The organism is Enterobacter sp. UPMP2060, assembly GCF_053709655.1.
Genome location: NZ_JBSKJQ010000001.1, coordinates 574224 through 590091 on the forward strand (window position 1 = coordinate 574224; position 15868 = coordinate 590091).

Below are 15868 nucleotides of genomic sequence, written 5' to 3' on the forward strand. Positions count from 1 at the left end.
CGTGATTAGGCTTAGTGAGGATTTCCCCGTGCAAACGGGGAATTTACCGAACCAGGCTGCGACGATACCTTGACACGTCTAACCCTGGCGTTAGATGTCATGGGGGGAGATTTTGGCCCTTCCGTGACAGTGCCTGCAGCATTGCAGGCACTGAATTCTAATTCGCAACTCACACTTCTTTTAGTCGGCAATCCCGACGCAATCACGCCATTACTCGCAAAAGCTGACTTTGAACAACGTTCGCGTCTGCAGATTATTCCTGCGCAGTCAGTTATTGCCAGTGATGCCCGACCCTCGCAGGCGATTCGCAATAGTCGTGGCAGCTCTATGCGGATAGCGCTGGAGCTGGTGAAAGAAGGGCGAGCTCAGGCTTGCGTCAGCGCGGGAAATACCGGCGCGCTGATGGGGCTGTCGAAATTGCTGCTCAAACCTATTGAAGGTATTGAGCGCCCTGCGCTGGTAACGGTGTTACCGCATCAGCAGAAGGGCAAGACGGTGGTGCTCGATTTGGGCGCTAACGTCGACTGTGATAGTACTATGCTGGCTCAGTTTGCCGTGATGGGATCGGTGCTGGCAGAAGAAGTTGTCGGGATCAACACTCCCCGTGTTGCGTTACTGAACATTGGTGAAGAAGAGACCAAAGGCCTGGACAGCATTCGCGAAGCGGCTGAATTGCTCAAACAGGTTCCCTCCATCAACTATATTGGTTATCTCGAAGCCAATGAGTTGTTGACGGGTAAAACGGATGTTCTGGTGTGCGATGGCTTCACCGGAAACGTCACGTTGAAGACCATGGAAGGGGTCGTACGCATGTTTCTTTCTCTGCTGAAATCTCAGGGAGAAGGCAAAAAAAGCGCCTGGTGGCTGATTTTATTGAAGCGTTGGTTACAAAAGAGCCTGACGCGGCGATTCAGTCACCTCAACCCCGACCAGTATAATGGCGCCTGTCTGTTAGGATTGCGCGGCATCGTGATTAAGAGTCATGGCGCCGCCAATCAGCGAGCATTTGCTGTCGCGATTGAACAGGCAGTGCAGGCGGTGCAGCGACAAGTCCCTCAGCGGATTGCCGCTCGCCTGGAATCTGTATTAGCTAAAAGTGACTGAGCGTACATGTATACGAAGATTTTAGGTACCGGCAGCTACCTGCCAAAACAAGTGCGTACCAACGCCGATCTGGAAAAAATGGTAGATACGTCTGACGAGTGGATTGTCACGCGCACAGGTATCCGTGAACGTCGTATTGCCGCGCCAGACGAAACCGTGTCGACCATGGGTTACGAAGCCGCACAGCGTGCTATCGAAATGGCGGGCATTGATAAAGAACAGATTGGTTTGATCGTGGTCGCCACGACGTCTGCCACGCATGCTTTCCCAAGCGCGGCGTGCCAGGTGCAAAATATGCTCGGCATCAAAGGCTGCCCGGCGTTTGACGTCGCTGCCGCGTGCGCAGGCTTCACCTATGCGCTGAGCGTTGCCGATCAGTACGTGAAATCCGGTGCCGTTAAATATGCGCTGGTGATCGGTGCTGACGTGCTGGCGCGTACCTGCGATCCAACCGATCGTGGAACGATCATTATTTTTGGTGATGGTGCGGGTGCGGTGCTGCTGGGGCAGTCCGAAGAGCCAGGTATCATCTCCACGCATCTGCATGCTGATGGCAGCTATGGCGAACTGTTGACCCTGCCTAACGCCGATCGCGTTAATCCGGACAACTCGATTTACCTGACCATGGCAGGGAACGAGGTGTTCAAGGTGGCGGTAACCGAGCTTGCACACATCGTTGATGAAACGCTGGAAGCGAATAACCTTGAGCGTACCGCGCTCGACTGGCTGGTGCCGCATCAGGCGAACCTGCGTATCATCAGCGCGACCGCGAAAAAGCTGGGCATGTCGATGGATAACGTTGTAGTGACGCTGGATCGTCATGGCAACACCTCTGCGGCGTCGGTACCGTGCGCATTTGATGAAGCGGTACGCGATGGACGAATCAAACGGGGCCAGCTGGTCTTGCTTGAAGCCTTCGGTGGCGGGTTCACCTGGGGTTCCGCGCTGGTTCGTTTCTAGTATAAGGAATAAAAAATGACGCAATTTGCTTTTGTGTTCCCGGGACAGGGCTCTCAAACCGTTGGGATGTTGTCTGAAATGGCAGCACGCTATCCGGTAATTGAAGAGACTTTCCGTGAAGCTTCTGATGCACTGGGTTATGATTTATGGGCGCTGACCCAGCAGGGTCCGGCCGAAGAACTGAACAAAACCTGGCAGACCCAGCCAGCGCTGCTGACCGCGTCCGTTGCGCTGTGGCGTGTCTGGCAGCAGCAGGGCGGTAAAGCGCCAGCGCTGCTCGCGGGTCACAGCCTGGGTGAATACTCTGCGCTGGTGTGTGCCGGCGTGATCGCGTTTGCTGACGCGGTACGTCTGGTTGAACTGCGCGGTAAATTCATGCAGGAAGCGGTGCCGGAAGGCACGGGCGGCATGTCTGCTATCATCGGTCTGGATGATGCTGCAATTGCAAAAGCGTGTGAAGAATCTGCTGAAGGCCAGGTTGTCTCTCCGGTAAACTTCAACTCGCCGGGCCAGGTGGTTATTGCCGGTCATAAAGAAGCGGTTGAACGTGCGGGTGCGGCCTGTAAAGCAGCGGGTGCTAAGCGTGCGCTGCCGCTGCCGGTCAGCGTGCCGTCTCACTGTGCGCTGATGAAGCCTGCTGCCGAAAAACTGGCGGTTGAGCTGGAAAAAATTACGTTTAACGCACCGACGATTTCCGTTGTGAACAACGTCGATGTGAAATGCGAAACCACGCCGGAAGCGATCCGTGACGCGCTGGTTCGCCAGCTCTACAGCCCGGTACAGTGGACTAAAACCGTTGAGTTTATGGCCGCTCAGGGCGTTGAGCACCTGTATGAAGTCGGCCCAGGTAAAGTCCTCACCGGTCTGACAAAACGTATTGTTGACACCCTGACAGCCTCGGCAATTAACGAGCCGGAAGCGATGTCAGCGGCACTCTCGCAATAAAAGAGGAATACCATGAGTTTTGAAGGAAAAATCGCCCTGGTCACTGGCGCAAGCCGCGGTATCGGGCGTGCAATTGCTGAAACACTGGTTGCGCGCGGCGCGAAGGTGATTGGTACAGCAACCAGCGAGAATGGCGCTCAGGCCATCAGCGAGTATCTGGGTGCGAATGGTAAAGGTCTGGTACTGAATGTGACCGAACCTGCATCTATCGAATCTGTTCTGGAAAATATTCGCGCAGAGTTTGGTGAAGTGGATATTCTGGTAAACAATGCCGGGATCACTCGCGATAACCTGTTAATGCGAATGAAAGACGACGAGTGGAACGATATCATCGAAACCAACCTGTCATCTGTATTCCGTCTGTCAAAAGCGGTAATGCGCGCTATGATGAAAAAGCGTCATGGACGTATTATCACTGTCGGTTCTGTGGTTGGTACCATGGGAAATGCTGGTCAGGCTAACTACGCTGCGGCGAAAGCAGGTCTGATTGGTTTCAGTAAGTCGCTGGCGCGTGAAGTCGCGTCCCGCGGTATTACGGTAAACGTTGTTGCTCCGGGCTTTATTGAAACGGACATGACGCGTGCGCTGACTGATGAGCAGCGTGCGGGTACGCTGGCGGCAGTTCCGGCGGGTCGTCTTGGCGACCCTAAAGAAATCGCCAGTGCGGTTGCATTTTTAGCCTCTGACGAAGCGGGTTACATCACTGGTGAGACCCTCCACGTCAACGGCGGGATGTATATGGTTTAACCACGAGATACACTAAATCATTCTGGTTGGATCAAGGCGGCAAGACCGAGAAGCCTGGGAGCATAGATTACTATGTGACCGGGATTAGAGGGCGCAGCCAACGCAGAGGCAGCCTGGATGATGACGTGTAGAAAAATATTTGCGTTATTAGGGCGAATGGCCTCAAAATAACGTAAAATCGTGGTACGAACTGCCGGGATTTAGTTGCAAATTTTTCAACATTTTATACACTACGAAAACCATCGCGAAAGCGAGTTTTGATAGGAAATTTAAGAGTATGAGCACTATCGAAGAACGCGTTAAGAAAATTATCGGCGAACAGCTGGGCGTTAAGCAGGAAGAAGTTGTGAACTCCGCTTCCTTCGTTGAAGACCTGGGCGCAGATTCTCTTGACACCGTTGAGCTGGTAATGGCTCTGGAAGAAGAGTTTGATACTGAGATTCCGGACGAAGAAGCTGAGAAGATCACCACCGTTCAGGCTGCCATTGATTACATCAACGGTCACCAGGCGTAAGTGAACATCTCCAGGCGGTCATTCGACCGCCTGAGTTTTATCTTTTTTAGTCCCACGAATCTCTTTTTTTATCCCTCCCTGGAGGACAAACGTGTCTAAGCGTCGTGTAGTTGTGACCGGACTTGGCATGTTGTCTCCTGTCGGCAATACCGTAGAGTCCACCTGGAAAGCTCTCCTTGCCGGTCAGAGCGGCATCAGCCTAATCGACCATTTCGATACTAGCGCCTATGCAACGAAATTTGCTGGCTTAGTAAAGGATTTTAACTGTGAAGAGATCATCTCGCGCAAAGAACAGCGCAAGATGGATGCCTTCATTCAATATGGAATTGTCGCTGGCGTTCAGGCCATGCAGGATTCTGGCCTTGTGATTACGGAAGAGAACGCAACCCGTATTGGCGCCGCTATCGGCTCCGGGATTGGCGGTCTTGGCCTGATCGAGGAAAACCATACATCTCTGATGAATGGCGGCCCGCGTAAGATCAGCCCGTTCTTCGTTCCGTCCACGATTGTTAACATGGTGGCGGGTCACCTGACCATCATGTTCGGCCTGCGTGGGCCAAGCATTTCTATCGCGACTGCCTGTACGTCTGGCGTACATAACATCGGCCAGGCCGCGCGCATTATTGCGTACGGCGATGCAGATGCTATGGTTGCGGGCGGTGCTGAAAAAGCCAGTACCCCACTGGGTGTCGGCGGTTTTGGTGCGGCGCGTGCTCTGTCTACCCGCAATGATAACCCGCAGGCGGCGAGCCGTCCGTGGGATAAAGACCGTGACGGCTTCGTGCTGGGCGACGGGGCGGGCATGATCGTACTGGAAGAGTACGAACACGCGAAAAAACGCGGCGCGAAAATTTATGCTGAAATCGTTGGTTTCGGCATGAGCAGCGATGCTTACCACATGACGTCTCCTCCTGAGAACGGCGCGGGTGCTGCGCTGGCGATGGAAAACGCGATTCGTGATGCGGGTATTACCCCAGCACAAATTGGCTACGTGAACGCGCACGGTACTTCTACACCTGCAGGCGATAAAGCTGAAGCTCAGGCGGTTAAGTCTATCTTCGGCGAATCTGCCAGCCGCGTAATGGTGAGCTCCACCAAGTCCATGACCGGTCACCTGTTGGGTGCGGCGGGTGCAGTAGAGTCAATCTACTCCATCCTTGCGCTGCGCGATCAGGCTGTTCCGCCAACCATCAACCTGGATAACCCGGATGAAGGTTGCGATCTGGACTTCGTTCCTCACGAAGCGCGTCAGGTTAGCGGTATGGAGTACACCCTGTGTAACTCCTTCGGCTTCGGCGGCACCAACGGCTCTCTGATCTTCAAAAAGATCTGATCCTGACGTCCCGATAGCATTTATAAAGGTCCGCTTGCCGGGCCTTTTTTATTAAGCCTAATCTTCTTGTCGGCTGCATGACATCCTGCCAGACTAATTGCCCACGCATAAGGAGCCACCATGTTTTTAATCAATGGCCTTGAGCAGGACACGCTGCCTGCCAGCGACAGGGCGATACAGTTCGGTGATGGTTGCTTTACGACGGCGCGCATTCTGGAAGGTGATGTCTGCCTGCTGGAGGCGCACATTCGACGCCTGCAGCATGGCTGTGAAAAGCTCATGATCCCCTTTACGCACTGGGACACGTTGCGACAGGAAATGTGCCAGCTGGCAACCGGGAAGGACAGCGGCGTACTCAAAGTCATCATCAGCCGCGGCAGTGGTGGCCGGGGTTACAGCGCCGCATCGTGTATCAACCCTACGCGTATTCTCTCCGTTTCTGCTTATCCCGCGCATTACACTCGCTGGCGAGAAGACGGCATCACGCTGACGCTGAGCCCAGTACGACTGGGACGAAACCCGATGTTGGCCGGGCTTAAGCATCTCAACCGCCTCGAGCAGGTGCTCATTCGTACTCATCTTGAACAGACTGACGCCGATGAGGCGCTGGTTCTTGACAGCGAAGGGTTCATTACGGAATGCTGTGCGGCTAATTTACTCTGGCGGCAGGGGGAAGAGGTGTTCACTCCGTCGCTGGAACACGCTGGCGTAAATGGGTTAATGCGTCAGTTTTGTCTGCAACAGCTGGCACGCTCTGGCTTTCGCGTTGTCGAAGTTAGCGCAGGAGAAGCCGCGCTACAGACTGCCGATGAAGTCATCATCTGCAATGCGCTGATGCCTGTTGTACCCGTCCGTGCGTATGGCCAACAACGCTGGTCTTCGCGCGAACTGTTTCAGTTTTTAGCCCCGATATGTGAGCAAACCAGATAGTCATGAAAAAAATGTTGCGCGTTGTCCTTATCCTCATCGTTGCGCTGGGCGTCGCCGGCGGAGCGGGCGTATGGAAAGTTCGCCAGCTGGCGAACAGCAAGATCCTGGTTAAAGAGGAAACGATCTTTACCCTGAAAGCGGGAACCGGCCGTCAGGCGCTTGGGGAACAGCTTTATGGCGACAAGATTATCAATCGTCCACGCGTATTCCAGTGGCTATTGCGCGTGGAACCTGAGCTGTCACATTTCAAAGCCGGTACCTATCGCTTTACGCCGGGAATGACCGTCAGAGAGATGCTGCAGCTGCTGGAAAGCGGTAAAGAAGCCCAGTTCCCACTGCGGTTTGTGGAAGGGATGCGCCTGAGCGATTACCTCAAACAGCTGCGTGACGCGCCGTATATCAAACATACGTTAAAAGACGATAGCTATCAGACGGTGGCTGAAGCGCTGAAGTTTGAACATCCGGAATGGGTGGAAGGCTGGTTCTGGCCAGACACCTGGATGTACACGGCAGGCACGACCGATGTGGCTATCCTGAAGCGGGCGCACAAAAAAATGGTTGCCGCCGTAGATGCCGCCTGGGAAGGGCGGATGGAAGGATTGCCTTACAGCGATCCGAACCAGTTCGTGACTATGGCCTCGATCATCGAGAAAGAAACGGCCGTCGCTGCTGAGCGCGATCGGGTGGCGTCAGTATTTATCAACCGTCTGCGCATCGGGATGCGTCTGCAAACCGACCCTACCGTTATCTACGGCATGGGCGAGAGCTACACGGGCAAAATCTCAAGAAAAGATCTGGAGACGCCAACGGCGTATAATACCTACGTGATTAGCGGTTTACCGCCGGGCCCGATCGCCACGCCGAGCGAGGCGTCGCTCAAAGCCGCCGCGCATCCGGCTAAAACACCGTATCTCTATTTTGTGGCTGATGGAAAAGGGGGGCATACCTTTAACACCAACCTTGCCAGCCACAATCGCTCTGTTCAGGACTATCTGAAGGCACTTAAGGAAAAAAATGCGCAGTAAATACATTGTCATTGAGGGACTCGAAGGGGCGGGTAAAACCACTGCCCGCAACGTGGTGGTGGATACGCTCAAAGCGCTTGGCGTGGCGGACATGGTATTTACCCGCGAGCCGGGCGGCACGCAGCTGGCTGAAAAGCTGCGCAGCCTGGTACTGGATATCAAATCCGTCGGCGACGAAGTTATCACTGACAAAGCCGAAGTGCTGATGTTCTACGCGGCGCGCGTTCAGCTGGTTGAGACGGTGATCAAACCCGCCCTGGCCGAGGGCAAGTGGGTTATCGGCGACCGTCACGATCTGTCGACTCAGGCGTATCAGGGCGGAGGACGCGGCATCGACCAGACAATGCTGGCAACGCTACGTAATGCCGTACTGGGTGATTTTCGCCCCGACCTGACGCTCTATCTGGATGTGACCCCGGAAGTGGGTCTCAAACGTGCCCGCGCGCGCGGCGAGCTGGACCGCATTGAACAAGAGTCGTTTGATTTCTTTAACCGCACCCGTGCGCGCTATCTTGAGCTGGCCGCACAGGACAGCTCAATTTGTACCATCGATGCGACGCAGTCTCTGGACGACGTTACGCGCGACATTCAGCACACCATTACGCAGTGGGTGCAGGAGCAGCAGGCATGAAATGGTATCCATGGTTGCGCCCACACTTTGAACAGCTGATCGGCAGCTATCAGGCGGGTCGGGGGCATCATGCGTTACTGATTCAGGCGTTGCCAGGAATGGGTGATGATGCGTTGATTTATGCCATCACCCGTTTTCTGATGTGTCAGCAGCCGGAAGGGCACAAGAGCTGTGGTAAATGCCGTGGCTGCCAGCTGATGCAGGCAGGCACGCATCCTGACTACTACACCCTTGAGCCTGAGAAGGGTAAAAGCGCGCTCGGTATCGATGCCGTGCGTGAAGTCAGTGAAAAATTGTATGAACACGCGCGACTGGGCGGCGCAAAAGTGGTCTGGCTTAAAGACGCCACGCTGCTTACCGAGGCGGCGGCTAACGCCCTGCTTAAAACCCTGGAAGAGCCGCCGGTTAAAACGTGGTTTTTCCTCTCATGCCGTGACCCGGGACGATTGCTGGCGACGTTGCGTAGCCGTTGTCGTCTTCATCACCTTGCAGTACCTCAGGAATCGTGGGCGCTGAGCTGGCTTGAACGAGAGGTGACAACGTCACCTGAGAGTGCGCTGTCCGCCTTGCGCCTGAGCAGCGGCGCGCCCGCGGCGGCGCTGGCACTACTGCAGCCTGACGTCTGGTCAGAGCGAGAAACGCTCTGCCGGGCCGTAGATGCGTCGCTGAACAGTCACGACTGGCTAAGTTTACTGCCTGCGCTTAACAGCGATCGGGCCGTTGATCGTCTGCACTGGCTGGCCTCCCTACTGCTGGATGCGCTCAAAATCCAGCAGGGGGCTACGCTTCTGACCAACCCGGACGCGTTGCCGCTGGTGAATACGCTGGCGAACCGCCTCTCAGGGAAGATTCTTCACGCGATGCTCCATGACATCTGCCAGAGCCGTGAACAGCTTTTAACCGTGACGGGTCTTAATCGCGAGCTTTTACTGACCGACCAGTTACTGCGTATCGAACATTACCTGCAACCCGGCGTCACACCGCCAGTTTCCCATCTCTGAGAGAGACATTATGTTTTTAGTCGACTCACACTGCCATCTTGATGGCCTGGATTATCAATCCCTGCATAAAAACGTGGATGACGTGCTGGCAAAAGCCGCTGCCCGCGATGTGAAATTCTGTCTTGCGGTGGCGACGACGCTGCCGGGCTACCGCTCCATGCGTGAGCTGGTGGGCGTTCGCGATAACGTGGTGTTCTCCTGCGGCGTGCACCCGCTGAATCAGGACGAGGCCTACGACGTTGAGGATCTGCGCCGACTGGCAGCAGAAGAGGGCGTGGTAGCGATGGGCGAGACCGGTCTGGACTATTTTTACACGCCGGAAACCAAACCGCGCCAGCAGGAGTCCTTTCGCAACCATATTCGCATTGGCCGGGAACTGAATAAGCCGGTTATCGTCCACACCCGCGATGCGCGCGCGGATACCCTGGCTATCCTCCGGGAAGAAAACGTGACGGATTGCGGTGGCGTACTACACTGTTTCACAGAAGACAGAGAAACGGCGGGGAAGCTGCTTGATTTGGGGTTTTATATCTCGTTTTCGGGGATCGTGACGTTCCGTAACGCTGAGCAGCTGCGTGATGCTGCGCGTTATGTTCCGCTCGATCGTATTCTGGTGGAGACGGATTCTCCTTACCTGGCACCGGTACCGCATCGCGGTAAAGAGAACCAGCCCGCTATGACGAGAGACGTGGCTGAGTACATGGCCGTACTGAAGGGCATCAGCATCGATGAGCTGGCCCGCGTGACGACGGAAAACTTCTCCACGCTGTTCCATATCGACCCCGCCCGCCTGCAATCTGTTTGATACACCTGTTTTTTTTAGGCTCGTAATTAATAAGTAAAGCGAGTAAAGTTCACCGCCTCATTTGGGGCGGTGAGTGTGTATTTAGACACATCCGGACATGCTTTTTGTAAATAACTGAAAGTTTTTCGACCGCCTTAAGCTGAAACGTGATAGCCGTCAAACAAACTCAGAGGGAATTATTTTACTCTGTGTAATAAATAAAGGGCGCTTAGATGTCCTGTCCACGGCACGGTACTCCCCCCGGGCCAATGCGTGAAAGCGTAAAAAAAGCACAAATACTCAGGAGCACTCTCAATTATGTTTAAGAATGCATTTGCTAACCTGCAAAAGGTCGGTAAATCGCTGATGCTGCCAGTATCCGTACTGCCTATCGCAGGTATCCTGCTGGGTGTCGGTTCTGCTAACTTCAGCTGGCTGCCAGCCGTAGTGTCCCACGTGATGGCCGAAGCAGGCGGTTCTGTCTTTGCTAACATGCCACTGATCTTCGCGATCGGTGTGGCTCTGGGCTTCACCAATAACGACGGCGTTTCTGCGCTGGCTGCAGTGGTTGCCTACGGCATCATGGTGAAAACCATGGCTGTGGTTGCGCCGCTGGTTCTGCATTTACCGGCAGAAGAGATCGCCGCGAAACACCTGGCGGACACCGGTGTTCTGGGCGGTATCATCTCCGGTGCGATTGCAGCGTATATGTTTAACCGCTTCTATCGCATCAAGCTGCCTGAGTATCTGGGCTTCTTCGCGGGCAAGCGTTTCGTTCCGATCATCTCTGGTCTGGCAGCGATTTTCACTGGCGTGATCCTGTCCTTCATCTGGCCACCAATCGGCTCTGCTATCCAGACCTTCTCTCAGTGGGCTGCTTACCAGAACCCGGTTGTGGCGTTTGGTATCTACGGCTTCATCGAGCGTTGCCTGGTTCCATTCGGTCTGCACCACATCTGGAACGTTCCATTCCAGATGCAGATTGGTGAATTCACCAACGCAGCAGGTCAGGTATTCCACGGCGATATCCCACGTTACATGGCGGGCGACCCAACTGCAGGTAAACTGTCAGGTGGCTTCCTGTTCAAAATGTACGGTCTGCCAGCAGCTGCGATTGCTATCTGGCACTCTGCTAAGCCAGAGAACCGTGCAAAAGTGGGCGGTATCATGATCTCCGCAGCGCTGACCTCGTTCCTGACCGGTATCACCGAGCCGATCGAGTTCTCCTTCATGTTCGTTGCGCCGATCCTGTACGTTATCCACGCGATTCTGGCGGGCCTGGCGTTCCCAATCTGTATCCTGCTGGGTATGCGTGACGGTACGTCCTTCTCTCACGGTCTGATCGACTTCATCGTTCTGTCCGGTAACAGCAGCAAACTGTGGCTGTTCCCAATCGTGGGTGCGTGCTATGCAGTTGTTTACTACACCATCTTCCGCGTGCTGATTAAAGCACTGGACCTGAAAACTCCGGGTCGTGAAGATGCGACAGAAGACAGCAAAGCTGGCGCTACCAGCGAAATGGCTCCGGCACTGGTCGCAGCGTTCGGCGGTAAAGAGAACATCACTAACCTGGACGCGTGCATCACTCGTCTGCGTGTGAGCGTTGCCGACGTAGCGAAAGTAGACCAGCCGGGTCTGAAAAAACTGGGCGCAGCGGGCGTAGTTGTTGCAGGTTCTGGTGTACAGGCAATCTTCGGTACCAAATCCGATAACCTGAAAACCGAAATGGATGAGTACATCCGCAGCAACTAAGTTGTGACCTGGGGAGACTAAGGCAGCCGAATGGCTGCCTTTTTTATTTGTGTCTTAAAAAACGCCACTGAGACGCGAGAGCGGTCACTCTTCAGTCAGCTGATGAACATTCAGGAAAGAAATCGAGGGAGGAGGTTGAAAGGACAGGAGAAACTCGCTCATACTCTTGGATTGTGTCACACACCGATCCCGGGAGTGTGTTTACAGCGGACGCATTGCGCCAGATTAAACAAAAAAGGAAAAGGTCATGGCTGAAGAAACGATTTTCAGTAAAATTATCCGCCGCGAAATCCCGTCGGATATCGTCTATCAGGATGAACTGGTGACGGCTTTCCGGGACATTTCCCCTCAGGCCCCGACGCACATCCTTATCATTCCCAATATTCTGATTCCGACTGTAAACGACGTAAAAACCGAGCATGAAGTGGCGTTAGGTCGTATGCTGACGGTGGCTGCCAGAATCGCTGAACAGGAAGGGATTGCAGAAGATGGTTACCGTCTGATCATGAACTGCAACCGCCATGGTGGCCAGGAAGTTTATCATATTCACATGCATCTGCTGGGTGGACGTCCTCTGGGGCCGATGCTGGCACATAAAGGTCTTTGACATGCTGAAAGGGCGTATTGCAGCGCTGGTAATGGCGATGATGATTGTGGGGTGCAGCTCGCGTCCGGCGATCCCCGTGAATGATGAACAGACGCTGGTCATGGAGTCCTCCGTGCTTGCCGCGGGCATCACGGCGCAACAGCCCGCGTTGACCATCAGTGAAATCAACTCATCTGCCTCCTCTACGCTCTTTAATGAAAGACATGAACCGGTGACGGTCCACTACCGTTTTTTCTGGTATGACGTAAGAGGTCTTGAAATGCATCCGCTGGAGGCGCCGCGCAGCGTCACCATTCCGGCCAGGTCGTCGGTAACGCTCTATGGCAGCGCCAACTATCTGGGTGCGCATAAGGTGAGACTTTATCTTTATCTCTGAGGGGTGAACCTTGATTAAAAATTTGAGCCGCTATGCGCTCGTGACAGCTTTCGCTCTGTTTCTTGCAGGGTGTGTGACCCGAACTGAACAGCCTGCGCCTGTGGAAGAGGCTAAGCCGGGTACTGAACAGCCGACACCGCCAACGCAGCAGCAGCCAACCGTGCCGTCTGTACCGTCTATACCGGCGCAGCCAGGGCCGATTGAACATCCGGACCAGACGTCACAGCCCACGCCGCGCGTGCGCCATTACGACTGGAACGGGGCGATGCAGCCGATGGTAGGCAAAATGCTGCAGGCGCAGGGCGTGACGGCGGGCAGCGTATTGCTGGTCGACAGCGTGAACAACCGCACCAACGGTTCGCTGAACGCGGGTGAAGCCACGGAAACCCTGCGCAATGCTCTGGCTAACAACGGCAAGTTTACGCTGGTCTCGGCTCAGCAGCTCGCCGTCGCCAAACAGCAGCTGGGCCTGTCGCCGCAGGATAGCCTCGGTACCCGCAGCAAGGCGATCGGCATTGCCCGTAACGTTGGCGCACAGTATGTGCTGTACTCTAACGCCACCGGTAACGTGAATACCCCAGCCCTGCAGATGCAGCTGATGCTGGTTCAGACAGGCGAAATTATCTGGTCAGGTAAAGGTGCGGTTACGCAACAATGACGGCACGCGTGAAGAGATTCTGACGCGCTATTTTCCTCAGTACCGCCTTATCGCGCCGCAGGCCCACTCCGGGCTTGGCGGCGCGAGTTGCATTATAGAGCAGGGCGAACGACGTCTGGTCTTGCGGCAAAATCACGACCCCGACGCGCCTGCCTCCCATTTCCGTCGTCAGTTTCGTGCCCTGAGACGTCTTCCGTCAGATCTCGTGCCTGCCCCTCGTTTTTTCAGACAGGGCTGGATGGCCGTCGACTATCTGGAAGGTGAAGTTAAAAGCGCGCTGTCGGACACGCCGGAGCTTGCGGCGGTGCTGTATCATCTGCACCGGCAGCCACGTCTGGGATGGCGAATTACGTTATTCCCACTGCTGGAACATTACTGGCAGCAAGCCCTGCCTGACAGGCGTACTCCAGTGTGGCTGGCACTTCTCAGGCGGTTGCGTAAAACGGGCGAGCCGCAGCCGATTCGGCTCGCGCCGTTGCATATGGATGTTCATGCCGGGAATATTGTTCATACGCCAGCGGGCATCAGGCTTATCGACTGGGAGTATGCCGGAGATGGCGATGTGGCGCTGGAGCTGGCGGCCGTCTGGACGGAGAGTGAAGCCGCGCGGCAGATGCTCATCAGGGGCTACGCCCGGGTGGCGCATATTGACCCCGACGCGCTGAGGCGTCAGGTCAGACGCTGGCGACCCTGGGTCATTATGTTAATGGCTGGCTGGTTTGAAATGCGCTATCGGCAGTCCAGAGACAAACAATTTATTGCGCTGGCAGACGATGCCTGGCGTCAGTTACAAACTAAAGGATAAGAGAGGTGGATGTGGGTCCAGTCATGTTGGATGTTGAAGGGTTTGAGCTGGATGCGGAGGAGCGTGAAATTCTGGCGCATCCGCTGGTGGGTGGCCTGATCCTGTTTACTCGCAACTATCACGATCCGGCGCAGCTGCGCGAGCTGGTGCGTCAGATCCGCGCCGCGTCGCGCAATCATCTGGTGGTGGCCGTCGATCAGGAAGGCGGGCGCGTGCAGCGTTTTCGCGACGGTTTTACCCGCCTCCCGGCAGCCCAGTCATTCGCTGCGCTGCTCGGCACGGAAGAGGGTGGAAAACTGGCGCAGGAGGCCGGCTGGCTGATGGCCAGCGAAATGATTGCTATGGATATCGACATCAGCTTTGCACCGGTGCTGGATGTAGGGCATATCAGCGCTGCCATTGGCGAGCGCTCATACCATGAAGACCCGCGTATTGCGCTGGCAATGGCGACCCGGTTCATCGACGGCATGCACGACGCAGGCATGAAAACCACCGGGAAACACTTCCCGGGTCACGGGGCGGTGACGGCGGATTCTCACAAAGAGACCCCGCGCGATCCGCGCCCGGAAGCGGAAATTCGCGCCAAAGATATGTCGGTTTTCCAGTCGCTTATCACCGATAACAAGCTGGATGCCATTATGCCCGCGCACGTGATTTACAGCGACGTCGACCCGCGTCCTGCCAGCGGCTCTCCGCACTGGCTGAAAACCGTTCTGCGTCAGGATCTGGGCTTCAACGGCGTGATTTTCTCTGACGATTTGTCGATGGAAGGGGCCGCGATCATGGGCAGCTACGCTGAACGCGGTCAGGCATCGCTGGATGCGGGTTGCGATATGATCCTGGTCTGCAATAATCGTAAAGGTGCCGTTAGCGTGCTGGATAACCTGTCGCCGATCAATGCAGAGCGTGTTACACAATTGTATCATAAAGGTTCATTTAGCCGTCAGGAGCTGATGGATTCGGCGCGCTGGAAGACGGTCAACGCCCGGCTTGAAGACCTGAATGAGCGCTGGCAGGCACATAAAGCCAGCCTGTAAACCCTCCCGGAAGGCGTAGCGTGGTGAGAAGACGATGATCATCTATTTACACGGTTTTGACTCAAACAGTCCTGGCAATCATGAGAAGGTGCTGCAGCTGCAGTTTATCGATCCGGATGTACGGTTGATCAGCTACAGCACGCGTCATCCGAAGCATGATATGCAGCATCTGCTCAAAGAGGTGGACAAGATGTTGCAGCTCAACGTCGACGATCGCCCGTTGATTTGCGGCGTAGGGCTGGGCGGCTACTGGGCGGAGCGGATTGGCTTCCTGTGCGACATTCGCCAGGTGGTGTTCAATCCTAACCTGTTCCCGAACGAGAACATGGAAGGCAAAATTGACCGTCCGGAAGAGTATGTCGATATTGCGACCAAGTGCGTGAGCAACTTCCGTGAGAAAAACCGCGACCGCTGCCTGGTGATCCTTTCCCGTAATGATGAAGCGCTCAACAGCCATCGGGCAGCAGAGCTCCTGCATCATTACTATGAGATCGTCTGGGACGAAGAACAGACCCACAAGTTCAAAAACATCTCTCCGCATCTGCAGCGTATCAAAGCGTTTAAAACGCTGGGTTAATCAATTACCCGCATGCATCAAAGCCCGGCCGCGAAAGCGTACCGGGCTTTCTTTTTGACCAGAATTGTCTACTTTTAAGCCA

At 55.1% G+C, this 15868-nt stretch carries 18 protein-coding genes; all 18 read left to right on the plus strand.

Annotated features, from left to right (window positions below):
* Positions 1–69: 69 nt before the first annotated feature.
* Complete coding sequence (gene plsX / locus ACWKXN_RS02815) at positions 70–1104, plus strand: phosphate acyltransferase PlsX (protein ID WP_060568787.1); 1035 nt, start codon at positions 70–72, stop codon at positions 1102–1104.
* Between the two features lie 6 nt (positions 1105–1110).
* Entirely contained in the window at positions 1111–2064 is a 954-nt protein-coding gene (locus ACWKXN_RS02820; RefSeq protein WP_023311150.1) for a beta-ketoacyl-ACP synthase III, read from the plus strand.
* A gap of 15 nt (positions 2065–2079) precedes the next feature.
* Complete coding sequence (fabD, locus tag ACWKXN_RS02825; RefSeq protein WP_033145214.1) at positions 2080–3009, plus strand: ACP S-malonyltransferase; 930 nt, start codon at positions 2080–2082, stop codon at positions 3007–3009.
* A gap of 12 nt (positions 3010–3021) precedes the next feature.
* Positions 3022–3756 (plus strand): 3-oxoacyl-ACP reductase FabG, encoded by a 735-nt coding sequence (gene fabG / locus ACWKXN_RS02830; protein WP_008500795.1) that lies wholly within the window; start codon positions 3022–3024, stop codon positions 3754–3756.
* Between the two features lie 277 nt (positions 3757–4033).
* Positions 4034–4270, plus strand: coding sequence for an acyl carrier protein (gene acpP / locus ACWKXN_RS02835; RefSeq protein ID WP_003857954.1), 237 nt, complete (start codon positions 4034–4036; stop codon positions 4268–4270).
* A gap of 91 nt (positions 4271–4361) precedes the next feature.
* Entirely contained in the window at positions 4362–5603 is a 1242-nt protein-coding gene (gene fabF / locus ACWKXN_RS02840; RefSeq protein ID WP_024909028.1) for a beta-ketoacyl-ACP synthase II, read from the plus strand.
* 120 nt (positions 5604–5723) lie between these two features.
* Positions 5724–6533 (plus strand): aminodeoxychorismate lyase, encoded by an 810-nt coding sequence (pabC, locus tag ACWKXN_RS02845; protein WP_039261906.1) that lies wholly within the window; start codon positions 5724–5726, stop codon positions 6531–6533.
* 2 nt (positions 6534–6535) lie between these two features.
* On the plus strand, positions 6536–7558 hold the full coding sequence (yceG, locus tag ACWKXN_RS02850) for a cell division protein YceG (protein ID WP_048979223.1): 1023 nt from the start codon (positions 6536–6538) through the stop codon (positions 7556–7558).
* On the plus strand, positions 7548–8189 hold the full coding sequence (tmk, locus tag ACWKXN_RS02855; protein WP_023311155.1) for a dTMP kinase: 642 nt from the start codon (positions 7548–7550) through the stop codon (positions 8187–8189). The genes yceG and tmk overlap by 11 nt, the downstream gene beginning before the upstream one ends.
* Positions 8186–9190, plus strand: coding sequence for a DNA polymerase III subunit delta' (holB, locus tag ACWKXN_RS02860; protein WP_094934967.1), 1005 nt, complete (start codon positions 8186–8188; stop codon positions 9188–9190). Before tmk ends, holB begins: the two co-directional genes overlap by 4 nt.
* Positions 9191–9200: 10 nt before the next feature.
* On the plus strand, positions 9201–9995 hold the full coding sequence (locus ACWKXN_RS02865) for a metal-dependent hydrolase (RefSeq protein ID WP_454543283.1): 795 nt from the start codon (positions 9201–9203) through the stop codon (positions 9993–9995).
* A 297-nt stretch (positions 9996–10292) separates the two neighbouring features.
* Positions 10293–11726, plus strand: coding sequence for a PTS glucose transporter subunit IIBC (gene ptsG / locus ACWKXN_RS02870; RefSeq protein WP_023311158.1), 1434 nt, complete (start codon positions 10293–10295; stop codon positions 11724–11726).
* A gap of 247 nt (positions 11727–11973) precedes the next feature.
* Positions 11974–12333, plus strand: a complete 360-nt coding sequence (gene hinT, locus ACWKXN_RS02875; protein WP_033145218.1) for a purine nucleoside phosphoramidase — start codon at positions 11974–11976, stop codon at positions 12331–12333.
* Between the two features lies 1 nt (position 12334).
* Positions 12335–12709: a YcfL family protein gene (locus ACWKXN_RS02880; RefSeq protein ID WP_023311159.1), complete on the plus strand. Its 375-nt coding sequence runs from the start codon at positions 12335–12337 to the stop codon at positions 12707–12709.
* A gap of 13 nt (positions 12710–12722) precedes the next feature.
* Positions 12723–13367 carry a penicillin-binding protein activator LpoB gene (lpoB, locus tag ACWKXN_RS02885; protein ID WP_103791505.1) on the plus strand — a complete coding sequence of 215 codons (645 nt, stop codon included), beginning with the start codon at positions 12723–12725 and terminating at the stop codon, positions 13365–13367.
* Positions 13348–14172 carry a thiamine kinase gene (gene thiK / locus ACWKXN_RS02890; RefSeq protein ID WP_454543284.1) on the plus strand — a complete coding sequence of 275 codons (825 nt, stop codon included), beginning with the start codon at positions 13348–13350 and terminating at the stop codon, positions 14170–14172. Before lpoB ends, thiK begins: the two co-directional genes overlap by 20 nt.
* 11 nt (positions 14173–14183) lie before the next feature.
* Entirely contained in the window at positions 14184–15209 is a 1026-nt protein-coding gene (gene nagZ, locus ACWKXN_RS02895; RefSeq protein ID WP_454543440.1) for a beta-N-acetylhexosaminidase, read from the plus strand.
* 34 nt (positions 15210–15243) lie between these two features.
* Complete coding sequence (gene ycfP, locus ACWKXN_RS02900; protein WP_008500781.1) at positions 15244–15786, plus strand: alpha/beta hydrolase YcfP; 543 nt, start codon at positions 15244–15246, stop codon at positions 15784–15786.
* The last annotated feature ends 82 nt before the right edge of the window (positions 15787–15868 follow it).

Excerpts from the sequence above, each read along its gene's own strand:
- ycfP (WP_008500781.1), top strand. The coding sequence starts at position 15,244 with ATGATCATCTATTTACACGGTTTTGACTCAAACAGTCCTGGCAATCAT.
- yceG (WP_048979223.1), top strand. The coding sequence starts at position 6,536 with ATGAAAAAAATGTTGCGCGTTGTCCTTATCCTCATCGTTGCGCTGGGC.
- acpP (WP_003857954.1), top strand. The coding sequence starts at position 4,034 with ATGAGCACTATCGAAGAACGCGTTAAGAAAATTATCGGCGAACAGCTG.
- hinT (WP_033145218.1), top strand. The coding sequence starts at position 11,974 with ATGGCTGAAGAAACGATTTTCAGTAAAATTATCCGCCGCGAAATCCCG.
- ACWKXN_RS02820 (WP_023311150.1), top strand. The coding sequence starts at position 1,111 with ATGTATACGAAGATTTTAGGTACCGGCAGCTACCTGCCAAAACAAGTG.
- fabG (WP_008500795.1), top strand. The coding sequence starts at position 3,022 with ATGAGTTTTGAAGGAAAAATCGCCCTGGTCACTGGCGCAAGCCGCGGT.
- fabD (WP_033145214.1), top strand. The coding sequence starts at position 2,080 with ATGACGCAATTTGCTTTTGTGTTCCCGGGACAGGGCTCTCAAACCGTT.
- tmk (WP_023311155.1), top strand. The coding sequence starts at position 7,548 with ATGCGCAGTAAATACATTGTCATTGAGGGACTCGAAGGGGCGGGTAAA.
- ptsG (WP_023311158.1), top strand. The coding sequence starts at position 10,293 with ATGTTTAAGAATGCATTTGCTAACCTGCAAAAGGTCGGTAAATCGCTG.
- ACWKXN_RS02880 (WP_023311159.1), top strand. The coding sequence starts at position 12,335 with ATGCTGAAAGGGCGTATTGCAGCGCTGGTAATGGCGATGATGATTGTG.
- ACWKXN_RS02865 (WP_454543283.1), top strand. The coding sequence starts at position 9,201 with ATGTTTTTAGTCGACTCACACTGCCATCTTGATGGCCTGGATTATCAA.
- holB (WP_094934967.1), top strand. The coding sequence starts at position 8,186 with ATGAAATGGTATCCATGGTTGCGCCCACACTTTGAACAGCTGATCGGC.
- pabC (WP_039261906.1), top strand. The coding sequence starts at position 5,724 with ATGTTTTTAATCAATGGCCTTGAGCAGGACACGCTGCCTGCCAGCGAC.